Annotated in this window: 21 protein-coding genes and 2 tRNA genes; 13 read left to right on the top strand and 10 right to left on the bottom strand. The window is 72.1% G+C overall.

The window, feature by feature from the left end; genetic code table 11:
- Positions 1 to 19: 19 nt before the first annotated feature.
- The 4 genes from IEX37_RS08810 to IEX37_RS08795 all read right to left on the bottom strand — a co-directional run bounded on the left by IEX37_RS08810 (position 20) and on the right by IEX37_RS08795 (position 3,385).
- The gene (locus IEX37_RS08810) at positions 20 to 1,141 is read right to left on the bottom strand and encodes an FUSC family protein (RefSeq protein WP_188755896.1); all 1,122 of its coding nucleotides are present in this window, start codon (positions 1,139 to 1,141) and stop codon (positions 20 to 22) included.
- 15 nt (positions 1,142 to 1,156) lie between these two features.
- Positions 1,157 to 2,347, bottom strand: a complete 1,191-nt coding sequence (gene ygfZ / locus IEX37_RS08805; protein WP_188755895.1) for a CAF17-like 4Fe-4S cluster assembly/insertion protein YgfZ — start codon at positions 2,345 to 2,347, stop codon at positions 1,157 to 1,159.
- Entirely contained in the window at positions 2,347 to 2,952 is a 606-nt protein-coding gene (locus IEX37_RS08800) for a heme-binding beta-barrel domain-containing protein (protein WP_188755894.1), read from the bottom strand. The genes ygfZ and IEX37_RS08800 overlap by 1 nt, the downstream gene beginning before the upstream one ends.
- Positions 2,953 to 3,082: 130 nt before the next feature.
- Positions 3,083 to 3,385 carry a hypothetical protein gene (locus tag IEX37_RS08795; protein WP_188755893.1) on the bottom strand — a complete coding sequence of 101 codons (303 nt, stop codon included), beginning with the start codon at positions 3,383 to 3,385 and terminating at the stop codon, positions 3,083 to 3,085.
- A 151-nt stretch (positions 3,386 to 3,536) separates the two neighbouring features.
- Here IEX37_RS08795 and IEX37_RS08790 point away from each other — a divergent pair, with 151 nt between their 5' ends.
- From IEX37_RS08790 to pstB, 7 genes are all read left to right on the top strand, one after another.
- Positions 3,537 to 4,223, top strand: coding sequence for a winged helix-turn-helix transcriptional regulator (locus IEX37_RS08790; RefSeq protein ID WP_188755892.1), 687 nt, complete (start codon positions 3,537 to 3,539; stop codon positions 4,221 to 4,223).
- Between the two features lie 75 nt (positions 4,224 to 4,298).
- Entirely contained in the window at positions 4,299 to 6,488 is a 2,190-nt protein-coding gene (locus IEX37_RS08785; protein WP_373286260.1) for an RNA degradosome polyphosphate kinase, read from the top strand.
- Positions 6,485 to 7,423, top strand: a complete 939-nt coding sequence (locus IEX37_RS08780; protein WP_188755891.1) for an NUDIX hydrolase — start codon at positions 6,485 to 6,487, stop codon at positions 7,421 to 7,423. Before IEX37_RS08785 ends, IEX37_RS08780 begins: the two co-directional genes overlap by 4 nt.
- 189 nt (positions 7,424 to 7,612) lie before the next feature.
- Positions 7,613 to 8,728, top strand: coding sequence for a phosphate ABC transporter substrate-binding protein PstS (locus IEX37_RS08775; RefSeq protein ID WP_188755890.1), 1,116 nt, complete (start codon positions 7,613 to 7,615; stop codon positions 8,726 to 8,728).
- Positions 8,729 to 8,893: 165 nt separating this feature from the next.
- On the top strand, positions 8,894 to 9,883 hold the full coding sequence (gene pstC / locus IEX37_RS08770; RefSeq protein WP_188755889.1) for a phosphate ABC transporter permease subunit PstC: 990 nt from the start codon (positions 8,894 to 8,896) through the stop codon (positions 9,881 to 9,883).
- A gap of 1 nt (position 9,884) precedes the next feature.
- Positions 9,885 to 10,964 carry a phosphate ABC transporter permease PstA gene (gene pstA, locus IEX37_RS08765; protein ID WP_188755888.1) on the top strand — a complete coding sequence of 360 codons (1,080 nt, stop codon included), beginning with the start codon at positions 9,885 to 9,887 and terminating at the stop codon, positions 10,962 to 10,964.
- 37 nt (positions 10,965 to 11,001) lie between these two features.
- The gene (gene pstB / locus IEX37_RS08760) at positions 11,002 to 11,781 is read left to right on the top strand and encodes a phosphate ABC transporter ATP-binding protein PstB (RefSeq protein WP_188755887.1); all 780 of its coding nucleotides are present in this window, start codon (positions 11,002 to 11,004) and stop codon (positions 11,779 to 11,781) included.
- Positions 11,782 to 11,877: 96 nt separating this feature from the next.
- Here pstB and IEX37_RS08755 read toward each other — a convergent pair whose 3' ends face one another.
- Together IEX37_RS08755 and IEX37_RS08750 are read right to left on the bottom strand one after the other, a co-directional pair.
- Positions 11,878 to 12,774 carry an aminodeoxychorismate lyase gene (locus tag IEX37_RS08755; protein ID WP_188755886.1) on the bottom strand — a complete coding sequence of 299 codons (897 nt, stop codon included), beginning with the start codon at positions 12,772 to 12,774 and terminating at the stop codon, positions 11,878 to 11,880.
- Positions 12,775 to 12,973: 199 nt separating this feature from the next.
- The gene (locus IEX37_RS08750) at positions 12,974 to 13,603 is read right to left on the bottom strand and encodes a DNA-directed RNA polymerase subunit beta (protein ID WP_188755885.1); all 630 of its coding nucleotides are present in this window, start codon (positions 13,601 to 13,603) and stop codon (positions 12,974 to 12,976) included.
- Between the two features lie 246 nt (positions 13,604 to 13,849).
- On the opposite strand from IEX37_RS08750, the gene IEX37_RS08745 reads away from it, so the two are divergent.
- The 6 genes from IEX37_RS08745 to IEX37_RS08720 all read left to right on the top strand — a co-directional run bounded on the left by IEX37_RS08745 (position 13,850) and on the right by IEX37_RS08720 (position 18,793).
- On the top strand, positions 13,850 to 15,520 hold the full coding sequence (locus IEX37_RS08745) for an ATP-binding cassette domain-containing protein (RefSeq protein ID WP_188755884.1): 1,671 nt from the start codon (positions 13,850 to 13,852) through the stop codon (positions 15,518 to 15,520).
- A gap of 70 nt (positions 15,521 to 15,590) precedes the next feature.
- Positions 15,591 to 15,666: transfer RNA gene (locus IEX37_RS08740), tRNA-Lys, on the top strand.
- Between the two features lie 154 nt (positions 15,667 to 15,820).
- A complete protein-coding gene (locus IEX37_RS08735; RefSeq protein ID WP_188755883.1) occupies positions 15,821 to 16,171 on the top strand; it encodes a hypothetical protein in 351 nt (116 codons plus the stop codon).
- Between the two features lie 136 nt (positions 16,172 to 16,307).
- Positions 16,308 to 16,739 (top strand): YciI family protein, encoded by a 432-nt coding sequence (locus tag IEX37_RS08730; RefSeq protein WP_229663170.1) that lies wholly within the window; start codon positions 16,308 to 16,310, stop codon positions 16,737 to 16,739.
- Positions 16,736 to 17,998: an RNA polymerase sigma factor gene (locus IEX37_RS08725; RefSeq protein ID WP_229663169.1), complete on the top strand. Its 1,263-nt coding sequence runs from the start codon at positions 16,736 to 16,738 to the stop codon at positions 17,996 to 17,998. The genes IEX37_RS08730 and IEX37_RS08725 overlap by 4 nt, the downstream gene beginning before the upstream one ends.
- A gap of 15 nt (positions 17,999 to 18,013) precedes the next feature.
- Entirely contained in the window at positions 18,014 to 18,793 is a 780-nt protein-coding gene (locus tag IEX37_RS08720) for an isocitrate lyase/PEP mutase family protein (RefSeq protein WP_188755882.1), read from the top strand.
- Positions 18,794 to 18,810: 17 nt separating this feature from the next.
- Here IEX37_RS08720 and IEX37_RS08715 read toward each other — a convergent pair whose 3' ends face one another.
- From IEX37_RS08715 to IEX37_RS08700, 4 genes are all read right to left on the bottom strand, one after another.
- Complete coding sequence (locus IEX37_RS08715) at positions 18,811 to 19,419, bottom strand: isochorismatase family protein (protein ID WP_188755881.1); 609 nt, start codon at positions 19,417 to 19,419, stop codon at positions 18,811 to 18,813.
- Between the two features lie 79 nt (positions 19,420 to 19,498).
- Positions 19,499 to 19,876: a hypothetical protein gene (locus tag IEX37_RS08710; RefSeq protein ID WP_229663168.1), complete on the bottom strand. Its 378-nt coding sequence runs from the start codon at positions 19,874 to 19,876 to the stop codon at positions 19,499 to 19,501.
- A gap of 146 nt (positions 19,877 to 20,022) precedes the next feature.
- Positions 20,023 to 20,451 carry a rhodanese-like domain-containing protein gene (locus tag IEX37_RS08705; protein WP_229663167.1) on the bottom strand — a complete coding sequence of 143 codons (429 nt, stop codon included), beginning with the start codon at positions 20,449 to 20,451 and terminating at the stop codon, positions 20,023 to 20,025.
- A gap of 205 nt (positions 20,452 to 20,656) precedes the next feature.
- Positions 20,657 to 20,729 (bottom strand) — tRNA-Thr (locus IEX37_RS08700).
- Between the last annotated feature and the right edge of the window lie 78 nt (positions 20,730 to 20,807).

Raw genomic sequence — 20,807 nt, 5'->3', positions numbered from 1 at the left:
GCCGCGGGCCGGCCGCGGCTCAGAGGCGCGGCAGGGCGGCGCGTGCGTCGGCCGGCGGCATGCCGGTGGCGACCAGCAGGTCGACGACGAGGGGTCGCATCGCCGACACCAGCGCCTGCTCTCCCAGCGGAGCGCCGGGCAGCATCCTGGCGGGATCGAGCCGGCGCGCGAAGGCGAGCAGCGCCTCGCGCGCCACCGGCTCCTCCGAGATGTCGTCGAGCGACGCCGCGACGACGGTCGCGGCTCTCGTCAGCTCGGCCAGGGCCTCAGCGGGCACCGGCAGCGGCCGGCCGTCGTCGCACACGTACACGATGCGGCGGGCGACGACCCGCAGGTTGCGCATGGCCAGGTCCATGGCGTGCAGCATCCGGGCCTGCCGCTCCAGCTCGGCGCGGCGCCCGCGCAGGAAGGGCGAGATCCGCGCGATCGACTGCCCCGACTCCAGCGCGGTGCGCCAGGCGTCGAGCGCCGGCTGCAGGCCGCGCGCCTTCTCGAGGCCGCGCTCGGCGCGCCGCCGGTCGCCGTGCCGCAGCGCCGTCACGAGCCGCGCGGCCGCCGCGTCGAAGCCCGCGAAGAACGCGCGCGCGTCCCGCTGCACGACCGTCAGCGGGTTGCGCGGCAGCAGCGCGGTGACCAGCACGGCCAGCGCGCCGCCGATCACACCGTCGAGCAGCCGCGAGAAGGGCACCGGGGCCAGCGGGAGGATCATGGCGATCGCCGCCTGGATCGCCGCCGCGATCGCGAAGGCGGGCGATGCGGACAGGAAACGCGCAGTGAGCATCGTCACGCCGAGCGTGACGGCCAGCTGCCACCATCCGCTGCCGAACAGCAGCCGCAGCGCCTCCGAGACGAGGATGCCCGTCAGCATGCCCACCACCGTCTCGGCGACGCGGCGAGGCCGCGCGTCGCGCGCGAGGCCGAGGCTCGAGATCGCGACGGTCGCCGCGATCATCGGCGTCTCGTGCCCGAATGCGTACCGGCCGATGAGGTACGCGCAGGTCGCGGCCGTCACGATCTGCGCGACGGCGACCCACGACTCGCGCAACCGCGCCAGCCCGGGACGGGGCGAGAGCCGTGTGCGCCACGTGATCGGAACCGCCACCGTGTTCGTCGGCGGCGGCGTCGGCTGCGCGTCGGACATCCCCGGCTCGCCGGGCTACTTCGCGGGCGGCTCGGCGTCGCCCGCGGAGGGCGCGCCCGGTGCGGATCCGCCTCGATCTGCCAGCGGGCGGCGCGACAGCCGCGTCAGCCGCGGCACGCCGGCGGTCGCGCCCGCGTCGGCCGGCACGATGACCTCCTGTGCCGCCGCGATGCGCGCGCCGTCGGCCAGGACCTCGAGAGGAGCGTCGGCGGGGACGCGGCGGGCCAGCACCGCCAGCGCGATCGGACCCAGCTCGTGATGCAGCGCGCTGCTGGTGACGTGGCCGACTTCCGCGGGGGCTCCGTCGGGCCCCGAACCCTGCACCACCGGGGCGCCCCGCTCCGGCAGCACGCTGTCGCTGCCGTCGAGGTGCAGCAGCGTGAGGCGCCGCGGGGGATGTCCGAGGTTGTGCACCTTGGCGACGGTCTCCTGACCCCGGTAGCAGCCCTTCTCGAGGTGCACGGCCGAACGCAGCCAGTCGTACTCGTGCGGGATGGACCGGTCGTCGACCTCGCGGCTCCATCGCGGCCGCCACGCGGCGATGCGCAACGCCTCGGCCGCCAGCAGGCCGGCCGCCTCGACGTCGTCCAGCCTGCGGAGCGCGGCCCGCTCCACGACGATCTCGGTCCAGGTGTACGCGGCCCCCGGGTGCGCCGGGGTCGTGGCGTACTGCCAGCCGCCGGGCGCGACGCGGCGCCACGGGTCGTCCCAGACGACCGCCACGTCGTGCGGCCGGTACGCGGCGAGCTCCGCCCGCGTCCGGGCGCCTCCCGCCTCGGCGCAGCCCACGATCGCCAGGTCGGGCCGCTCGGAGATCTCCACGCGCGCGCGGAACCGCATGCGGGACAGCCAGGCGGCCAGCGCGGGCGCATCGCCCCCGTCGGCGAGCAGCCACGTCGCGACGCCGTCGTCGAGCACGCCGGCCGCATGCTCGACGCGGCCCTGCGGGTCGAGCACCAGCAGCTCGGCGCTGTCACCGGGCGCCAGCGCCGTGAGCGCCTGCGACGTGATCGAGTCGAGCCACGTGAGGCGGTCCTCGCCGGCGACCTGGATCACCGCGCGATCGGCGCGCGGGACGACCGCCTCCCCGGCCGCCAGCCTGCGCTGCTCGCGGATCGGATCGCCGAAGTGGGCGATGCCCTCCTCCGTGAGGACGGCGCCGGGGCGCCCGGCGAACGGATCGGACCCGAAGACGGCGTCGCTCATCAGGACACCTTCGCCAGTCGCGCCGAGGCGTGGGATCCGAGCTCTCCGCCGAGCGCTGCGATGTCCCACGCCCACAGCAGGTGACCCTCGACGAGGCCGTACAGGCGCGTGGCAGCCGCGTAGGGGCGGGCGCTCGCGCTGCGCATGACGGCGTCGGTCGCGAGGTCGATGCGCGGTCCCTTCGCCTGCCCCAGGTACAGCTCGCTGACACCGTCGGAGTGCACGAGCGAGACCTCCAGGTCGAAGCCGCCGTCCGCGTTGCGCAGCGCCTCGACATCCTCCGCGGTGCGCGCCGGGTGGGTCTCCAGCGGCGGGAGGAGCCCGGGTCCCGGCTCGGCGGCGGTCGCGGGCCGCGCCAGGCGCCAATAGCCGGTCTCGGCGTTCAGCGCACGTGCCGGACGCCCATCCGGCCCCACGAGGGAAGCCGTGGCGGCGTAGTTGAGGAACGGTCCGCCGTCGTGGCTGAAGCTGACCCGATGCGCGAACTCGCCCTCGTAGTGGGTGTCACCGACGTGATAGTCGATGACCCCGGTGCCCTCCCACACGCCGACGAGCCACGCGAGCGGAGCCAGGTCGGCGGGGAGGTCGGTGGGCAGCTCGATCATGCTGCCGCCTCTCAGCGCTGGCCGCGGAAGAGGTTCCAGACCACGGCGCCGGAAACGAAGGCGATCGCCAGGCTGGCGAGCCCCAGCAGCCCGACGAAGAAGAGTTCGAGCGCAACGAGATCCATAGGGGTCAGCTTAGCGCGTCGCCGACCGAGATGGCGGCGAGGACCATGCCCAGCGACAGTGCCCCGATGAGGCCCAGACCTCCCAGGGCCGCGACCGCGACCCGGGAGATGAACCCGTGCGCGCGACCGTCCATAAGCTGGAAGACGAACGCGGCGATGACGCAGGCGCCGCCGGCCACACCCAGCCACGGCGCTCGCCATTCGAGCGGCACAAAGACCCCGACGGCGATCGCGGCGAGGATGGCGAACGCCCAGGTGGCCGCGATCGCGGCGTGGCGCCGGGGGGAAGCGTGCTCGGGGACCGTCATCCGTCCATTGTCCGTGACGCGCTGCGATCACGGAAGCGCGGCGCGAGGCCCGCGTCACCGTATGATCCGGCACCCCCTATCATGAGACGCACGACGGGGACGCCCCCGCGTGTCACAGGAGCGGCCCCCAACCGCCCCGGAAGGACGACGCTTGGCCCAGCTGCTTGTCTTGAGCTCCGCCCCCGGCGGCACCCCCGTCCTGCCCGCGCTCGAGCTGCTCAGCCACCGGGTGCGGCAGATCCCGGCCGAGCCCGCGCAGCTCGTGAACGCTCCGAGCAGCGATGTCATCTTCGTGGACGCACGCAGCGACCTCGTGGGCGCGAAGTCGCTGTGCAAGATCCTGGCGACCACGGGGCTCGACGCGCCGCGGATCCTGATCGTCACGGAGGGCGGCCTGACGGCCGTGTCGACCGACTGGGGCATCGACGACGTCATCCTCGCGGGTGCCGGTCCCGCCGAGGCCGACGCGCGGATCCGACTCGCCATCGGTCGGCAGAGCAGCGAGCAGGCGACGACCCGCATCCAGACCTCGGGCATCACGATCGACGAGTCCTCCTATTCGGCGAAGGTGCACGGGCGTCCGCTCGACCTGACCTACAAGGAGTTCCAGCTCCTGCACTTCTTCGCGACGCACCCGTCCCGGGTGTTCACGCGCGAGCAGCTCCTCAGCGAGGTGTGGGGCTACGACTACTTCGGCGGCACACGCACCGTCGATGTGCACGTGCGACGTCTGCGCGCGAAACTGGGCGACCTCGAGCAGCTGATCGGCACGGTCCGCAACGTCGGATACCGCTTCAACGTGTACGAAGATGACCAGCAGCCGGCGGACCGGTCCTGACCACAAGCGGGGCCCGTGCCGCGGGGCCGGAATCCGTTCACGCACGCGTCATCTGACGGTGGAAGGATGGGCGCCATGATGGACGGGCTCGACAGCACGATCGTGGACACGGGCATCGGCGACGCGGAGGACGACGACTTCGACGCCGCCGTCGAGGCGCCCGACGCCCAGCTGCCCGAGAACAGGTATCACGACCGGGAGCTGAGCTGGCTCGCGTTCAACCAGCGGGTGCTGGAGCTCGCCGAGGACCCCGCCGTGCCCGCGCTCGAGCGGGCCAACTTCCTCGCGATCTTCGCGAGCAATCTCGACGAGTTCTTCATGGTGCGCGTCGCGGGTCTCAAGCGCCGCATCGTCACGGGCCTCGCCGTGCCGACCAACGTCGGGCGCCCGCCCGCGGAGGTGCTCGCGAGCATCTCGTCCGAGGCTCACGCGCTGCAGCTGCGTCACGCCGCGGCGTGGAACGAGCAGGTGCGCCCCGCGCTCGCGGACGCCGGCATCGAGGTCGTCGGCTGGTCGTCCATGAGCCCGGACGAGTGCGCGGTGCTCTACGAGTACTTCCAGGCCAAGGTCTTCCCGGTGCTCATGCCGCTCGCGGTGGACCCGGCGCATCCATTCCCGTACATCTCCGGTCTGTCCCTGAACCTCGCGATCCGCATCCGCAACGCGCGCACCGGCCGACAGGAGTTCGCGCGACTGAAGGTCCCGCCGATGCTCCCCCGCTTCGTCGAGGTGCCGGGGTCCAACCGCGGCGGCCGCGTGCGCTACCTGCCCCTCGAAGAGCTCATCGCGCAGCACCTGGACGATCTGTTCCCGGGCATGGAGGTTCTCGACCACCACGCGTTCCGCCTCACCCGGAACGAGGACATGGTCATCGAGGAGGACGAGACCGAGAACCTCATCCAGGCACTCGAGGCCGAGTTGCTGCGGCGGCGCTTCGGCCCGCCCATCCGTCTCGAGATCACCGACGACATGGACGACGTGACGCTCGAGCTCCTCCTGAAGGAGCTCGACATCACCGAGCAGGAGGTGTACCGCCTGCCCGGCCCGCTCGACCTGCGCGCCCTGTTCGATCTCGCGCGCCTCGATCGCCCGGAGCTGCGCTACCCGCCGCACGTGCCGACCACGGCCGTGGCGTTCCAGTCGCCGGAGCAGAGCAGCAGCAGCCGCGCCGACATCTTCGCGGCGATCCGCAAGGGCGACGTCCTGGTGCACCACCCCTACGAGTCGTTCGCGACGAGCGTCCAGGCCTTCCTCGAGCAGGCCGCGAAGGACCCACACGTGCTCGCCATCAAGCAGACGCTGTATCGCACCTCGGGCGACAGCCCCATCGTGCAGGCGCTCATCGACGCGGCCGAGGCCGGCAAGCAGGTGCTCGCCCTCGTGGAGGTGAAGGCGCGCTTCGACGAGGCCAACAACATCGTGTGGGCGCGCAAGCTCGAGAAGGCCGGCGTGCACGTCGTGTACGGCCTCGTCGGACTGAAGACGCACTGCAAGCTCGCGCTCGTGATCCGCGAGGAGAAGGGCGAGCTGCGCCACTACAGCCACGTCGGCACCGGCAACTACAACCCCAAGACGAGCCGGCTGTACGAGGACCTGGGCCTGTTCACGACCGACGCCCAGGTCGGTCGCGACCTGACCCGCCTGTTCAACGAGCTGAGCGGTTACGCGATCGAGAAGAAGTTCAAGCGCCTCCTCGTCGCGCCGCTGCACCTGCGCAAGGGCCTGCTGCGGCTCATCGAGCGTGAGCGCCGCCACGCACTCGCCGGCAAGCCCGCCCGCGTGCGCATCAAGGTCAACTCGATGGTCGACGAGCAGATCATCGACGCGCTCTACCGCGCCAGCCGCGACGGCGTGAAGGTGGACGTCTGGGTGCGCGGCATCTGCTCGCTGCGCACGGATCTCCAGGGCGTCAGCGACAACATCACGGTGCGCTCCATCCTGGGCCGCTATCTGGAGCACTCGCGCATCTTCGCGTTCGAGAACGACGGCTCCCCCGAGGTGTACATCGGCAGCGCCGACATGATGCACCGCAACCTCGACCGCCGCGTCGAGGCGCTCGTGCGCGTCGGCGCGCCGAAGCACATCAAGGAGCTCATCGCGCTGTTCGACCTCGCGATGGACCCGGGGACGAGCTCGTGGCACCTCGGGGCGGACGGAGTGTGGACGCGTCACAGCGTCGACGAGAAGGGCAAGCCGCTGGTGGACCTGCAGGACCGCACGATGAGCACGGTCCGGCGTCGCCGCCAGTCGCGCGTCAGCCGATGACGGAGAGGGCCGTCTACGCCGCGGGCGGTGTCGTCTGGCGGCTCGCCGCCGGGAAGGTGCACGTGCTGCTGGTGCACCGGACCAAGTACCGCGACGTCACCCTGCCCAAGGGGAAGGTCGATCCGGGCGAGATGCTCGCGGAGACCGCCGCGCGGGAGATCCTCGAGGAGACGGGGATCCGCACGCCGCTCGGAGCGCCGCTCGGGGTCTCCCGCTACGTGCTGCCGAGCGGGCGCGAGAAGGTCGTGCACTACTGGGCCGCGCACGCGACGGACGACGCGATCCGCGCGAGCGGGTTCGTGCCGAACGGCGAGATCGCGGCGGTCGAGTGGGTCAGCGCGAAGAAGGCCCGCGCCCGACTGAGCTATCCCGTCGACAGGGAGATCCTGGATCAGTTCCTGCGTCTCGTCGACGACGGCATCCGTGAGACGTTCCCTGTCATCGCGCTGCGCCACGGCAAGGCCGTGCCGCGCGACGAATGGGACGGCTCGGACGCGAGCCGCCCGCTGCTGCCGCGCGGGAAGGAGCAGGCGAAGGCCATCGTGGGCGCGCTGCGCGCCTTCGGCGTGCGCCGGATCGTGTCCAGCTCCGCGGTGCGGTGCGTCAAGACCGTCACGCCGCTCGCGAAGGCCCTCGGTCGCCGGATCGACGAGACCGACCTCATCAGCCAGGACGCGTGGGAGGACGGATCCGCCGACGTCCGGGCGGTCGTCGGCAGGCGCGTCCGCGCGGGCAAGCCGGCCGTGCTGTGCAGCCACGGGCCCGTGCTCCCGGAGATCCTGTCGGAGCTCGCCCTCGCGACCGGCACCATGCCCGGCTCCTATCTGTCCAGCGCGGCGGCGCTCGAAACGGGCGCGTTCAGCGTCGCGCACGTGTCGGCGACCAACCCCGGATCCGGGATCGTCGCGATCGAGACGCACGCCCCCCAGGTGTGAGAAGGTTCCGGCATGAGGGTGAGCTCGGGTGTGAAAACGCTGTGCGACCTCGCGATATCGCAGGATCGATGCGCGTCGTTCACCTTCTGTTTACCCGAACAGCGGAGTCTCTTCACCGCGCCGACCTAGCGTCGCAATCAGCCCTGCACCGGGCCTGATCCCCTGACCACCGATCGAAACGGATACACAGTGAAGATCACCCGCCTTTCGACCGTCGCCGCCCTCGGCGCCGTCGCCGCCCTGACCCTGGCCGGCTGCGCCAGCAACGAGAACCCCGGCGGAGGCGACCCCTCCGCTCCGGCCGGTGGGGGCGACAGCAACCTCAGCGGCACGATCAACGGCACCGGCGCTTCCTCGCAGGCCGCCGCCCAGGACGCCTGGGTCTCCGCCTTCCAGACCGCCCACGGCGACGTGACCGTCAACTACGAGCCCACCGGTTCGGGCACCGGCCGCGAGAACTTCCTCTCGGGCGCCTCGAACTTCGTCGGCTCGGACCGCGCGTTCAACGACGACGAGGTCGCCGCCGGGGGCTTCGGCGCGTGCGCCACGGACGAGATCGTCGAGATCCCCGTCTACATCTCGCCCGTCGCGATCGCGTTCAACCTCGAGGGCATCGAGACGCTGAACCTCGACGCCGCCACGATCGCCGGCATCTTCGCCGGTGAGATCACCACCTGGAACGACGACGCGATCGCGTCGCAGAACGAGGGCGTCGAGCTGCCCGACCTGGCGATCTCGCCGGTGCACCGCGCCGACGCGTCGGGCACGACCGAGACGTTCACGAGCTACCTCGAGGCCGTCGCGCCCGAGGTGTGGACGTACGAGGCCAGCGACGAGTGGCCGATCCAGGGCGGCGAGGCCGCGCAGCAGACGTCGGGCGTCGCCAGCACCATCAGCGGCGGCAACGGCACCATCGGCTACCTCGACGCCTCGCAGATCCCCTCGGGCGCCGGCCAGGTGCACATCGAGGTCGACGGCGAGTACGTCGCCTACTCGTCGGACGCCGCCTCGGCGCTCGTCGAGAACTCGCCGCTGGTCGAGGGCCGCGGTGACGCCGACCTCGTCTTCGACGTGGACCCGGCCGCTGCCACGGGTGGCGCCTACCCGATCGCGCTCGTGTCGTACCTCATCGGCTGCGTCGAGTACGAGGACCCGAACGTCGCGCAGATCGTGAAGGAGTACTTCAGCTACATCGCGAGCGCCGAGGGCCAGGACGCCGCCGCGGCGAACGCGGGCAACGCGCCGATCTCGGACGGCCTGCGCAGCCAGGTCATGGCCGCGATCGACCTCATCGTGACGGACTGACGCCGGACCAGCACGACGACCTAGGCTGATCACAGCGACGGTGCCCTCGCGCACTTCCGATTCGGGGAAGTCCTCGAGAGGATGGCGCGGGGGCACCGTCACGGTCAGGCCGCACCCGATACCGCTCCCCCACACCCGCCCCAACGACCCGAGGACTGGGAAGCCATGAGCACGTCCGAGAAGACGTCACCCCCCACCACCCCCGTGACCCCCCCGCCCCCGGCGCCCGGACCGATCAAGGCCAAGCGGCGCCCCGGCGACCTCATCTTCTCCGGCACGGCGCTCGGCGCCGGCACGATCATCCTGATCGTCCTCGCCGCCGTCGCCTTCTTCCTGGTCATCCAGAGCCTCCCCGCCTTCGAGGCCGACACCACCGGGAACCACATCCTGCGCGGCCAGTCGTTCTGGTCGTACGTCTGGCCGCTCGTGTTCGGCACCCTGTGGGCGTCGCTCATCGCGCTCATCGTGGCCTCCCCGATCGCGCTCGGCATCGCGCTCTTCATCTCGCACTACGCGCCGCGCCGCCTCGCCGCGGTCCTCGGCTACATCATCGACCTGCTCGCGGCGGTCCCCTCGGTCGTCTTCGGCCTGTGGGGCGGCCTCGTGCTCGCCCCGCTCGTCCAGCCCTTCTACGCCTGGCTGCACGAGTACCTGGGCTGGGTCCCCCTCTTCTCCGGCACGCCCTCCGCGACCGGCCGCACGATCCTCACCGCCTCGCTCGTGCTCGCGGTCATGATCCTGCCGATCATGACCGCCATCTGCCGCGAGGTCTTCCTCCAGACGCCGAAGCTGCACGAGGAGGCCGCGCTCGCGCTCGGCGCGACCCGCTGGGAGATGATCACGATGGCGGTCCTCCCCTTCGCCCGTGGCGGCATGGTGTCGGCGGCGATGCTCGCGCTCGGCCGCGCGCTCGGCGAGACGATGGCCGTCACGATGGTGCTCTCGGTCTCGGGGGTCGTCACCTTCGAGCTGCTGACCTCCACCAACCCGACCCCGATCCCGGCGAACATCGCGCTGCGCTTCCCCGAGGCCCACGACGTCGGCATCAACACCCTCATCGCGACGGGCCTGATCCTGTTCATCGTGACCTTCGCCGTCAACGCCATCGCGCGCTGGGTCGTCGCCCGCCGCGCCGAGTTCTCGGGAGCGAACTGACATGACCACCGTCGCCCTCTCGCGCTCCGAGAAGCTCGTCTCCGGACGCCTCTCGTCCTGGGTCCCGTGGGCCCTGCTCGCCGGGTCCTTCGCGGTCGCCGCCGTCGTGTTCGCGCTCGCCAACGCGACCGGTGACCTCGCGGACTTCAACATCGCGGCCACGCTGTTCGTCGGCATGGTCATCTACGTCATCGTGATCACGGTCATCTCGTCGATCGTCGAGAGCCGCCGCCACGCGATGGACCGCCTGATGACCGCGCTCGTGTCGACCGCGTTCGTCATCGCGCTGCTGCCGCTCGTCTCGGTCCTGTGGACCGTGCTCGCCAACGGCGTGGGCCGCTTCGACCCGCTGTTCTTCAGCTCCTCGATGCGCAACGTGCTCGGCGAGGGCGGCGGCGCCGTGCACGCCGTCTGGGGCACCGTGCTCATCACGCTGACCGCGACCGTCATCTCGGTGCCGATCGGCCTCATGACCTCGATCTACCTCGTCGAATACGGCCGCGGCCGGCTCGCCAAGGCGATCACGTTCTTCGTCGACGTCATGACGGGCATCCCCTCGATCGTCGCGGGTCTGTTCATCTACGCGGTGTTCGCCCTGTTCCTCCGGCCCGGCATCTCGATGGGCTTCATGGGCGCGCTCGCACTGGCGGTGCTCATGATCCCGGTCGTCGTGCGAGGCAGCGAGGAGCTCCTGCGCATCGTCCCGAACGAACTGCGTGAGGCGAGCTACGCGCTCGGCGTGCCGAAGTGGCTGACGATCGTGAAGGTCGTGCTGCCGACCGCGATCGCGGGCATCATGACCACCGTCATGCTCTCCATCGCCCGTGTGATCGGCGAGACGGCGCCGCTGCTGCTGACGGCCGGCTTCACCCACAGCCTCAACACGGATCTGATGAACAACCAGATGATGACGCTGCCGGTCTTCGTCTACAACCAGTACATGAACCAGGGCACGACGCCGGACGCCGCCGTCGGACGCGCCTGGGCCGCGGCGCTGACCCTCATGGTCATCGTCATGCTGCTGAACCTCCTCGCCCGCCTCATCGCGAAGATCTTCGCGCCGAAAATGACCGGCCGCTGAACGCGTCCCCGCTCTCACGAGTAGAAGGAAACCCCAGGTGTCCAAGAGCATCGAAGTCAACAACCTGAACGTCTACTACGGCGACTTCCTGGCCGTCGAGGGCGTGAACATCGACATCCAGCCGCGCAGCGTGACCGCCTTCATCGGCCCGTCGGGCTGCGGCAAGTCGACCTTCCTGCGGACGCTCAACCGCATGCACGAGGTCATCCCCGGCGCGCGCGTGGAGGGTGAGGTCCTGCTGGACGGCAAGGACCTCTACGGCGCGGGCGTCGACCCCGTGCTGGTCCGCCGCCAGGTGGGCATGGTCTTCCAGCGACCCAACCCGTTCCCGACCATGTCGATCCGCGAGAACGTCCTGGCGGGCGTGAAGCTCAACAACCGCCGGATGTCCAAGAGCGACGCGGACGAGCTGGTCGAGAAGTCGCTGCGGGGCGCCAACCTGTGGAACGAGGTCAAGGACCGCCTCGACCGCCCCGGCTCGGGCCTGTCGGGCGGTCAGCAGCAGCGCCTCTGCATCGCGCGGGCGATCGCGGTCTCCCCGGAGGTCATCCTCATGGACGAGCCGTGCTCTGCGCTCGACCCGATCTCGACCTTCGCGATCGAGGAGCTGATCTCCGAGCTCAAGAACGACTACACGGTCGTCATCGTCACGCACAACATGCAGCAGGCGTCGCGTGTGAGCGACAAGACCGCGTTCTTCAACATCGCGGGCACGGGCAAGCCCGGCAAGCTCATCGAGTACAACGACACCGCGACGATCTTCACGACGCCGTCGGTCCAGGCCACCGAGGACTACGTCTCCGGTCGCTTCGGCTGATCCGCGGCTGCTCGGTCGCCCGATACGCCACGACGCAGTGCCCCGCGGGCACTGCGTCGTGGCGTATCGGGCGCGTGCGTGTCGGCGCTCCGGCGGTCAGTCGCGGGGGCTGAGGAGGTAGCGGTTCATCGCCGCGGTGAGCTCGCGGTCGACGGGAAGGTCAGCGCCGTCGACGTGGGTGACGGGGGCGGCGAGACGCACGCTCGAGACGAGCCACAGCCCGTCCGCGTCGGCGAGGGCCGCGGCAGGGAGATGCTCGTAACCGGTCGAATGGCCCTCGCGCTCGAGCCAGTCGAACACGCTCAACTGGGTCGTGCCGTGCAGGATGCCCCCGGTCGGCTCGGGTGTGACGAACGTGTCGCCGCGGCGCAGGATCACGGAGGCCGTGGGCGCCTCGAGCACGTAGCCGTCGCTGGTGAGGAAGATGGCGTCGCTCGCGCCGCGGCGATGAGCCTCGCGCAGCGCCGCCATGTTCACGGCGTACGACAGCGTCTTCGCGCCGAGCAGCAGCCACGGCGCCCGGGCGGACGCTCCCCCGTCGATCCCGCGATCCAGCGTGACGACGCGGACGCCCTCCGTGCGCGCCGCGGTCTGATCCGCCGCGGGCGACGCCGTGACCCACGCCGTCGGACCCTGCAGCCCCGTCCTCACGCGCTCGACGCCGCGGCTCAGGATCAGTTTGATCGCGCTCTCGCCCGGCGGACACTCGGCCGCCGCGCGAGCGACCGCCGCACGCCACTGGGCGAGGTTCGGCTCCGGCAGATCGCACAGGCGCGCCGAATGCGCGAGGCGCTCGAGGTGCGCCTGCACCTCCTGCGGGTGACCGTCGACCACGCCGATCGTCTCGAAGATGCCGTCGCCGCGCTGGGTGCTCAGCTCCCCGACGCTCAGCGCGGGCGCATCGGGATCGATCACCCGGAGCGTGTCGGCGAAGTCGGAGCGGGCGTCGTCGGAGGCCACGGGGTCCACGATGAGGGCGAAGCGCCAGGTCATGCCACGAGCCTACGTCCGTCCCTGAGCGTCGGGTGGACATCCCGCGACAGGGAATGCGCGGGCCGCCGACATGGTTACACTCGATTGGCCGGGCCGCAGCAAACCCCGGGCTCCAACATTCGCCGCTTCGAGCGGCCTCGCGCCGAGAGGCGTTTCTGCGGTCCGGCTTTTTCTGTGCCCGGCCGCGCCCGGCGCCGATCTACGTGAGCGACTCGCGGCGCCAGAGGCGCGCGGCGGCGGCCAGATCGGCGGCGTACGTCGACAGCCGCAGCGCGCGCCTCGTCAGCTCGCTCGCCCGCGACGGCTCGGTCGGCTCGCAATCGTCGGCGAGATGCGTCGCCCCCGACGCCTGCACGCGGCAGAACGCGGCGGCGCGGTCGAGCGCGACGGCGAAGTCGCCCTGGAAGGCGCCGCGCAGGATCGTGTCGACGAGGGCGACGAGCTCGCCGGGTCCGGCGGGCATCGGCGCCCCGGCCACGACCGCGTCGGCCGACCTCAGCTCCGCGCGGCCTCGCTCGTAGACGAGCGCCGCGGTGCGCGGGTCGTCGTGGATCGACAGCTGCAGCAGATACAGGCGCCAGAGGGCGCCTGGGAGGCTCTTGGCGGGCGACCGGGACCACAGCTCTGCGATGTCGTCGATCCCATGCCGCGTCGTGAACGAGACCAGTCGCTCCACGGCCCCGGGGTCCGCTTCCTCACGCACGCGGGACAGCAGCGCCGCGGCGGTCGAGTGCGCGGCGCGGGACACCTCGGCCGGGTCCTCGGCGGCGAACAGCCGGTCGAACGTCTCGGAGGGCCGCCGCACGGGCTTGTGGAAGTCCTCGGTCATCGTTCCAGGCTAGACGCCGTCCCGACAGTGCGGCCCGCGCTCCGGCCGCTCCCAGGCGGCGTCCGGCGACGCCGGCCCCCGCCGCGGTACTCTGGAGGGGATGAAGTACATGGGCATCGCCTCGATGAGGATCCGCGCCCGCCGCTGACGGCGGCGCGCGACGTTCTTTCCGTTCCGCCGTCACTCGGCAATCGCCGGGCGGCCGTTCGTGCTGTCCCGGCTCGACCACGAGCGACGGAGACACCCTTGTCCATCACCCCTCATCCTTCTTCCCCCCTGCCCGCACTCCTGCCGGCCGGCGACCGGGCGCAGCTGTCCGCCACCGGGCTGCGCGTCGTCCGCGGCGGCCGCGCGATCCTGGACGGTGTCGACGTCGTCGTGTCGGCGCGGTCCCGGCTCGCCGTCGTCGGCGAGAACGGCCGCGGCAAGACGACCCTGCTGCACGTGCTCGCGGGGCTGCTTCCGCCCGACGCGGGCGACGTGCGCCGCGTGGGCACGCTGGGACTCGCCGAGCAGGAGCTCGACGTCTCGGGCGGCGCGACCGTCGGCGACGTCATGGACCGCGCCCTCGACGGACCGCGCGCGGCGTTGAGCGCGCTCGACGCGGCCGCGACGGCGCTCGAACGCGGCGACCCGGCGGCCGACGACGCGTACGCCGCCGCGCTGGAGGCCGCCACGCGGTTCGACGCGTGGGACGCGGACCGCCGCGTCGACGTCGCGCTCGAGGCGTTGGACGCCTGCTCCGACAGATCCCGGCCGCTCGCTTCGCTCTCGGTGGGCCAGCGGTACCGCGTGCGCCTGGCGTGCCTGCTCGGGGCCGAGCACGACATCCTCCTGCTCGACGAGCCGACCAACCACCTGGACGCCGACGGCCTCGCATTCCTCACCCGCCGCATCCGCGAGCACCGCGGCGGGGTCGCCCTCGTCAGCCACGACCGGGCACTGCTCGCGGACACGTGCGAGCAGTTCCTCGACCTGGACCCGTCGCAGGACGGCCGCCCGCAGACCTACGGCGGCGGTTACGCCGGCTGGCAGGAGGGACGGCGCTCGGCCCGGGAACGCTGGGAGCAGGAGCACGCCGCCCAGACGCAGGAGCACGACCGCCTCGCGGAAGCGGCCGACGCGGCTCGGGCCCGCCTGCACACCGGCTGGCGCCCGCCCAAGGGCACCGGCAAGCACCAGCGTCAGTCGCACGCCGCGGGTGTCGTCCAGGCAGTGGCCCGCGCCCAGTCCGCGCTCGACGCGCATCGCATCTCGGTCCCGCCCCCGCCGCTCCGCCTCGCCTTTCCGGAGCTCCGGCCACGCCGGGGCACGCTGCTGCGCGCGGAGGCGGTCACGGTGCACGGACGTCTCGACGAGCCCGTCGGTCTCGAGCTCGCGGCGGGCGATCGTCTCCTCGTCACCGGCCCGAACGGCGCCGGGAAGTCGACCCTCCTGTCGGTGCTCGCGCAGCGCCTGGACCCGTCCACGGGCGATGCTCACGCGGTCGGCGATGCGCGCGTCGCGCTCGTCGCCCAGGAGACGGAGGTGGACGACGACGCCCAGACGGCGGGCGAGGTCTTCGAGCGTCACGTGGCGCGGCTCGCGAGCCGTGGCGCCCGTGGACCGGCCGCCGACACCGTCTCGCTGGGCTCGCTGGGGCTCCTGACCCGCGAGGCCACGGGCACCCCGGTGCGGCGACTCTCCCTCGGACAGCGCCGCCGGCTCGAGCTCGCGCTGCGCCTCGCCGAGCGCCCGGACGTGCTGCTGCTCGACGAACCGACGAACCACCTCTCGATCGCCCTCGTCGACGAGCTCACCGCGGCACTGCGCGGGTCCCGCGCGGCGGTCGTCGTCGCCACGCACGACCGCCAGATGCTCCGCGACCTCGCCGACTGGCCGCGCCTGTCGCTCGGCGACTCTCGCGATGCCCAATGACGCGGCGCACCCGGGACGGCGGACGGCGGGCGGGCGCCGTCCGCCGTCCCGGGCCGCGTAAAGTGGGGGCGGGCCTATAGCTCAGTTGGCAGAGCATCGGACTTTTAATCCGCGGGTCGTGGGTTCGAGCCCCACTGGGCCCACCAGCGCTCCCGCCGCAGAGGCACGACCGGATCCCCATATGTCGGCGCGCTCATCGCCCGCGGCGACGACGCCCCAGCGTTCCCCGGCCCAGAGGCCCTGTCACCGCGGGGGATGCGCCGGTAGCCTGACGGGAGGCGCCGGCGACGGGAGGACCGCATGGACACCGCACCCGTCCCGCGTTGGCGGAGGCTGTGGCCCGGCCTCGCCCTCACCGCCGTGCTCCTGGTGACGCTCGCGGCGATCTGGTTCGGCGCGGTCCCTCGCGACGTCGCGTGCCGCGCGGACTATCCGGGCGATCCGACGTGCACCCCCGAGCAGCGGCGGGCGGTCGCGCTGGGGGCGACCATCGGCGTCACGGTGCTCTACGCCGCGCTCCTCGCGGCGATCGTCACGCTCGGACGCCGGTACCCCGTCGCGGTGGCGATCGTCGCGACCGCGGTGCTCGGGCTCGCCGGCGTGATCGCGTATCAGATCACCCTCGCGTCCACCGGATACGTCGGCGGCTGACAGAGCGGCAGCTTCGAAACGCATCGCAAGGTCAAACGCATCACGAAAAATGTGACCGGCATGTCGATCTCGCACCGCCGCCGTTCGACGCAAGGGTGAGAGGGCCACAGGGGCTCATCATGAAGGAGACGGAGAAATGCCCAAGTACATGCTGATCATGCGCGCCACGAACCAGGCGGTCGCCGCCTATGCGGAGATCCCGTTCGATGAGATCATCGCGCGGATGGGCGCCTACAACGAGTCGATGATGAAGGCCGGGGTGATGGTGGGCGGCGACGGCCTCGCGCCGGAGGCCGGCCTCGTCGTCGACTTCGATCAGACGCCGCCGGTCGTCACCGACGGCCCGTACGGCGAGACCAAGGAGCTGTTCAACGGCTTCTGGGTCCTCGACGTGCCGACCATCGAGGAAGCGGCGGAGTGGGCGAAGCGCGCGCCGCTCGGCCCCGGCAACAAGCTCGAGATCCGCCGCGTCACCGGACCAGAGGACTTCCCGGCCGACAACGAGTGGGTCCAGAAGGAGGAGGGCTGGCGCGAGGAGCAGGCGGCCCGCGCGCAGCAGGAGCAGTGACCTCCTCGGCCGACGACGGAACCGCCCGCGCCGCCTCGGCGGTGCGGGCGGTCGAGGCGGTCTGGCGCATCGAGTCGGCGCGCATCGTGGCAACCCTGACTCGCGTCACGGGAGACTTCGCGCTCGCCGAGGACGTGGCGCAGGAGGCGCTCGCCGAGGCGCTCGCGTCATGGCCCGGCTCGGGCGTGCCCGCGAATCCGGGCGCGTGGCTCGTGACCGTCGGCAAGCGCCGCGCCGTCGACCACTGGCGCAGACTGGCACGGCGCGACGAGAAGTACGTCCAGCTGGCGCTCGGAGTGGACGAGACGACCGAGCCGGTCTGGGATCCCGATGCGATCGAGGACGACGTGCTCCGGCTGATCTTCGTCGCCTGCCATCCGGTTCTCTCGCGCGAGGCGAGCATCGCCCTGACGCTGCGGGTCGTGGGCGGTCTCACGACGGAGGAGATCGCGCGCGCCTTCCTGGTGCCCGTCGCCACCGTGCAGCAGCGGATCGTGCGCGCGAAGAAGACGCTCGCGGCCGCCGCCGTGCCCTTCGAGGTCCCCACGCCCGATGCCTACTCCGCCCGGCTGTCAGCGGTGCTGAGCGTGCTCTACCTGATCTTCAACGAGGGCTACGCCGCGAGCGCGGGACCCGGATGGATGCGGACGGACCTGAGCCGCGAGGCTCTGCGTCTCGCGCGCGTGCTCGCCGGCCTCGTGCCGCGCGAGCCCGAGGCGCACGGGCTCGTGGCGCTCATGGCGCTCAGCGCGGCGCGGTTCCCGGCCCGCCTCGACCAGGCCGGCGAGCCCGTGCTGCTGGCCGATCAGGATCGCTCCCGGTGGGACCGCGGCCTCATCGCGCTCGGACGCGACGCGCTCGCGCGCGCGGACGCGCTCGGGCGGGGCCGCGGGCCGTATGCGTTGCAGGCGGCGATCGCGGAGTGCCACGGCGTCGCGCCGTCGGTCGAGGAGACGGACTGGGAGCGGATCGTCCTGCTGTACGAGGCGCTCGGGCGCATCGCGCCGTCGCCGGTCGTCGAGCTGAATCGCGCGGTCGCCGTCTCGATGGCCGAGGGCCCCGCCACGGCGCTGCGCATCGTGGACGCGCTGTCCGACCGCCTGGGCGGCTACGCGCAGCTGCCCGGAGTGCGCGCCGAGCTGCTCATCCGCCTGGGGCGCACCTCCGAGGCGCGCGCGGAGCTGGAGCGCGCCGCGCGCCTCACCGCCAACGACGGCGAACGCGCGGTGTTCGAGCGCAAGCTGCGCGCTCTGGACTGACCGTGGCGTAGCCTCATGCCCATGACCAGCACCGCCGACAAGGCCCTCACCCTGAAGTCGCTGCACGAGGCGCCGGAGATCCTCCGCGTCGTCAACGTCTGGGACGCGATCAGCGCCCGGGTCGTGAGCGACCTGCCCGGTACCAGGGCGATCGCCACCGCCGGCCACTCCATCGCCGCCAGCCACGGCCACGGCGACGGCGAGATCCCGCGCGGCGACATGCTGGCCGCAGTCGCGGAGATCGTCGCGGCGACCGATCTGCCCGTGACTGCGGATCTCGACAACGGATACGACGACCCGGCCGAGACCATCCGCCGCGCGATCGGAGTCGGTGTGGTCGGGGCGAACGTCGAAGACCGGCTAGTGCCCCTCGCCGACGCGGTCGCGCGTGTGGAGGCCATCGTGAAGGCCGCCGAGGCCGAGGGCGTCGCCTTCCAGCTCAATGCCCGCACCGACGCGTTCGTAAAGGGCGGGGACCGTCCCCTCGACGAGATCGTGGACGACGCGATCACCCGGGGACGCGCCTTCCTCGACGCCGGCGCGGCGCTCGTGTTCGTGCCCGGGGTGCTGGACCGAGACGTCACCGAGCGCCTGGTGCAAGGCCTGGGCGAGCGCAGGCTGAGCGTGATCGGCCTGCCCGGCGCTCTTCCGGCCGCGGAGTACGAGGCGCTCGGCGTCGCGCGCATCTCGTACGGGCCGCTGCCGCAGCGCGTCGCCCTCCGCGCCCTGCGCGACCTCGCCGCCGACCTCTACGGCGGCGGCGTGATCCCCGAGGACACTCCGGCGCTCAACTGAGCGCGACCGGCGCCCACTCAGGCTGAGGCGTTCCCGCTCTCGGCGAGCTCGCCGCCCGCGTGCACGATCTCGGCGAGCGCCGCCTCGCTGGGTTCGGGCGCGACGCCTGCGATGAGGTCGGTGAAGAGGCGCACACGCTGCCCCTGGGCGATCGCGTCCAGCGCGGACGCGCGCACGCAGTGATCCGTCGCGATGCCGACCACGTCGACCGACTCGATCCCCCGCTCGGCCAGCACCGCCGCGACCGTGGAGCCGTCGTCGGTCACGCCCTCGAACATCGAGTATGCGGGCCTGCCCTGCCCCTTCTTGACGTGATGGGTGACTGCGGTGGTGTCGAGAGCGGGATCGTACTCGGCGCCCTCCGTGCCCGCGATGCAGTGCGGCGGCCAGGAGTCGACGTAGTCCGGCTCACCCTGGCCGCCGTCGCCCCAGTACGCGAAGTGGCCGCCGTTGTCCCCGTCGGGATCGTGCCAGTCGCGCGACGCGACGATCGCCGCGTACTCGTGCGCGTGCTCGGCGAGCAGCCGCGTGATGCCCGCGGCGACTGCGCCGCCGCCGTCCACCCCGAGCGCGCCGCCCTCGGTGAAGTCGTTCTGCACGTCCACGATCAGAAGCGCCCTGCTCATGCTCCGAGCGTACGCCGCGTGAAGGCCGGTGTCAGCGGCGCCCGTCCGTCGACCGCGCCGGGACCATCCGGCGGGCGGGTCACCCGGCGGCGATCATCACGGCGAGCTGCACGAGGAACGCCGACACGCCCACACCCCCGCACGCCAGCGCGACTCCGGCGAGCAGCCGGGGCCAGGGAGACCGCGCCTCGAGACGCACCCGGTGCGGGGCGCCGACGCGGTAATGCACGGCTACCTCGTCCCCACGCGCGGCCGCCCGCAGTTCGGGAGTGAGGGGCGCCTCGTGCACCTCGTCCTCCCCGAACCACCGCAGGACGTCGCCGATGATGACCGCCCGCACCGGCTCCCACGTGCCGTCCACCACCCGGACGATCAGCGCGATCCCGCCGAACACGGCCGCGGCGGCGAGCCCCACCCAGCCCAAGATCTCGGTCACGGCGCCCACCACCGCCGCCATGTTCACGCCTCAGTGAGCATGCTCGAGGTCCACGCTCTCTCGCGTGTCCGCGCCGGCATCCCACTCACTCGGACAGTTTGTCAGGCCGACCGCCGCGCGCGCGATCCGCGCCCCGTCGATCGGCCAGGCACGGACGTTCGCGCGGGTCAGCCGACGGGGCCGGCGAGCGGGTCCACCGGCAGGCGCGTGCGCCCCGTCGCCGTCTCCACGGCAAGACCTTCCCGAGCCCAGTACTCGAACCCGCCGATCATCTCGCGCACCGCGTAGCCGAGGCGGCTGAGCTCGAGCGCCGCCTTGGTCGCCGCGTTACACCCCGGGCCCCAGCAGTAGACGACGAGGTTCGGCAGACCTGCGAGCTCGCCGTGCCGCTCGGGCAGCTCCCGTGCCGGGAGATGCAGCGCTCCCGGGACGTGCCCCTGGTCGAAGGATGCTCGAGAGCGCACGTCGACCACGGTCGTCGGCTCGCCCGCCGCGCGCGCCGCGGCTACGTCGGCCGGATCGGTCTCGTGGCGGAGCCGGCGCTCGAACCACGCGATGGCATCGCCCGTGTCGGCGGCGGAAGGGCTCACAGTCATCATGTCTCCATCACGCCGCATCGCGCACGCGCGCGCGAGACGCCGGACGGCCACACTGCGTCAGGATCCCGCCACGCCGGCCGGCACGGCACGCGGAAAACTGCGCACGTACGGACGGCTCCGCGGGTTGCGATCCGAGAACGTGCAGATTTCCGCCGGTGGTGCAACGCAGAAGACCCCCGGACGAGGTCCGGGGGTCTGGCTGAGCCACCTGTCGGAATCGAACCGACGACCTATTCATTACGAGTGAATCGCTCTGCCGACTGAGCTAAGGTGGCGTTCCGCGCCGCTCACGCGGCACGATGAACCATCATACCCGATCGGCGAACGCGCGCCGAACCGGCGCCGCCCGGGCG

Source organism: Microbacterium album, from assembly GCF_014643695.1.
In the GTDB taxonomy this organism is placed as follows: domain Bacteria; phylum Actinomycetota; class Actinomycetes; order Actinomycetales; family Microbacteriaceae; genus Microbacterium; species Microbacterium album.
The sequence above is the reverse complement of the archived record's forward strand: the minus strand, read 5'-3'. Positions and strand labels throughout refer to the sequence as shown.

What these genes read in the sequence shown, in the direction of transcription:
- IEX37_RS08800 (WP_188755894.1), bottom strand. Translation starts at nt 2,952, where the DNA reads ATGATCGAGCTGCCCACCGACCTCCCCGCCGACCTGGCTCCGCTCGCG.
- pstA (WP_188755888.1), top strand. Translation starts at nt 9,885, where the DNA reads ATGACCACCGTCGCCCTCTCGCGCTCCGAGAAGCTCGTCTCCGGACGC.
- IEX37_RS08755 (WP_188755886.1), bottom strand. Translation starts at nt 12,774, where the DNA reads ATGACCTGGCGCTTCGCCCTCATCGTGGACCCCGTGGCCTCCGACGAC.
- IEX37_RS08735 (WP_188755883.1), top strand. Translation starts at nt 15,821, where the DNA reads ATGGACACCGCACCCGTCCCGCGTTGGCGGAGGCTGTGGCCCGGCCTC.
- IEX37_RS08730 (WP_229663170.1), top strand. Translation starts at nt 16,308, where the DNA reads ATGCCCAAGTACATGCTGATCATGCGCGCCACGAACCAGGCGGTCGCC.
- IEX37_RS08715 (WP_188755881.1), bottom strand. Translation starts at nt 19,419, where the DNA reads ATGAGCAGGGCGCTTCTGATCGTGGACGTGCAGAACGACTTCACCGAG.
- IEX37_RS08705 (WP_229663167.1), bottom strand. Translation starts at nt 20,451, where the DNA reads ATGACTGTGAGCCCTTCCGCCGCCGACACGGGCGATGCCATCGCGTGG.
- ygfZ (WP_188755895.1), bottom strand. Translation starts at nt 2,347, where the DNA reads ATGAGCGACGCCGTCTTCGGGTCCGATCCGTTCGCCGGGCGCCCCGGC.
- IEX37_RS08810 (WP_188755896.1), bottom strand. Translation starts at nt 1,141, where the DNA reads ATGTCCGACGCGCAGCCGACGCCGCCGCCGACGAACACGGTGGCGGTT.
- IEX37_RS08710 (WP_229663168.1), bottom strand. Translation starts at nt 19,876, where the DNA reads ATGGCGGCGGTGGTGGGCGCCGTGACCGAGATCTTGGGCTGGGTGGGG.
- IEX37_RS08785 (WP_373286260.1), top strand. Translation starts at nt 4,299, where the DNA reads ATGATGGACGGGCTCGACAGCACGATCGTGGACACGGGCATCGGCGAC.
- IEX37_RS08795 (WP_188755893.1), bottom strand. Translation starts at nt 3,385, where the DNA reads ATGACGGTCCCCGAGCACGCTTCCCCCCGGCGCCACGCCGCGATCGCG.
- IEX37_RS08720 (WP_188755882.1), top strand. Translation starts at nt 18,014, where the DNA reads ATGCCCATGACCAGCACCGCCGACAAGGCCCTCACCCTGAAGTCGCTG.
- IEX37_RS08780 (WP_188755891.1), top strand. Translation starts at nt 6,485, where the DNA reads ATGACGGAGAGGGCCGTCTACGCCGCGGGCGGTGTCGTCTGGCGGCTC.
- pstC (WP_188755889.1), top strand. Translation starts at nt 8,894, where the DNA reads ATGAGCACGTCCGAGAAGACGTCACCCCCCACCACCCCCGTGACCCCC.
- IEX37_RS08750 (WP_188755885.1), bottom strand. Translation starts at nt 13,603, where the DNA reads ATGACCGAGGACTTCCACAAGCCCGTGCGGCGGCCCTCCGAGACGTTC.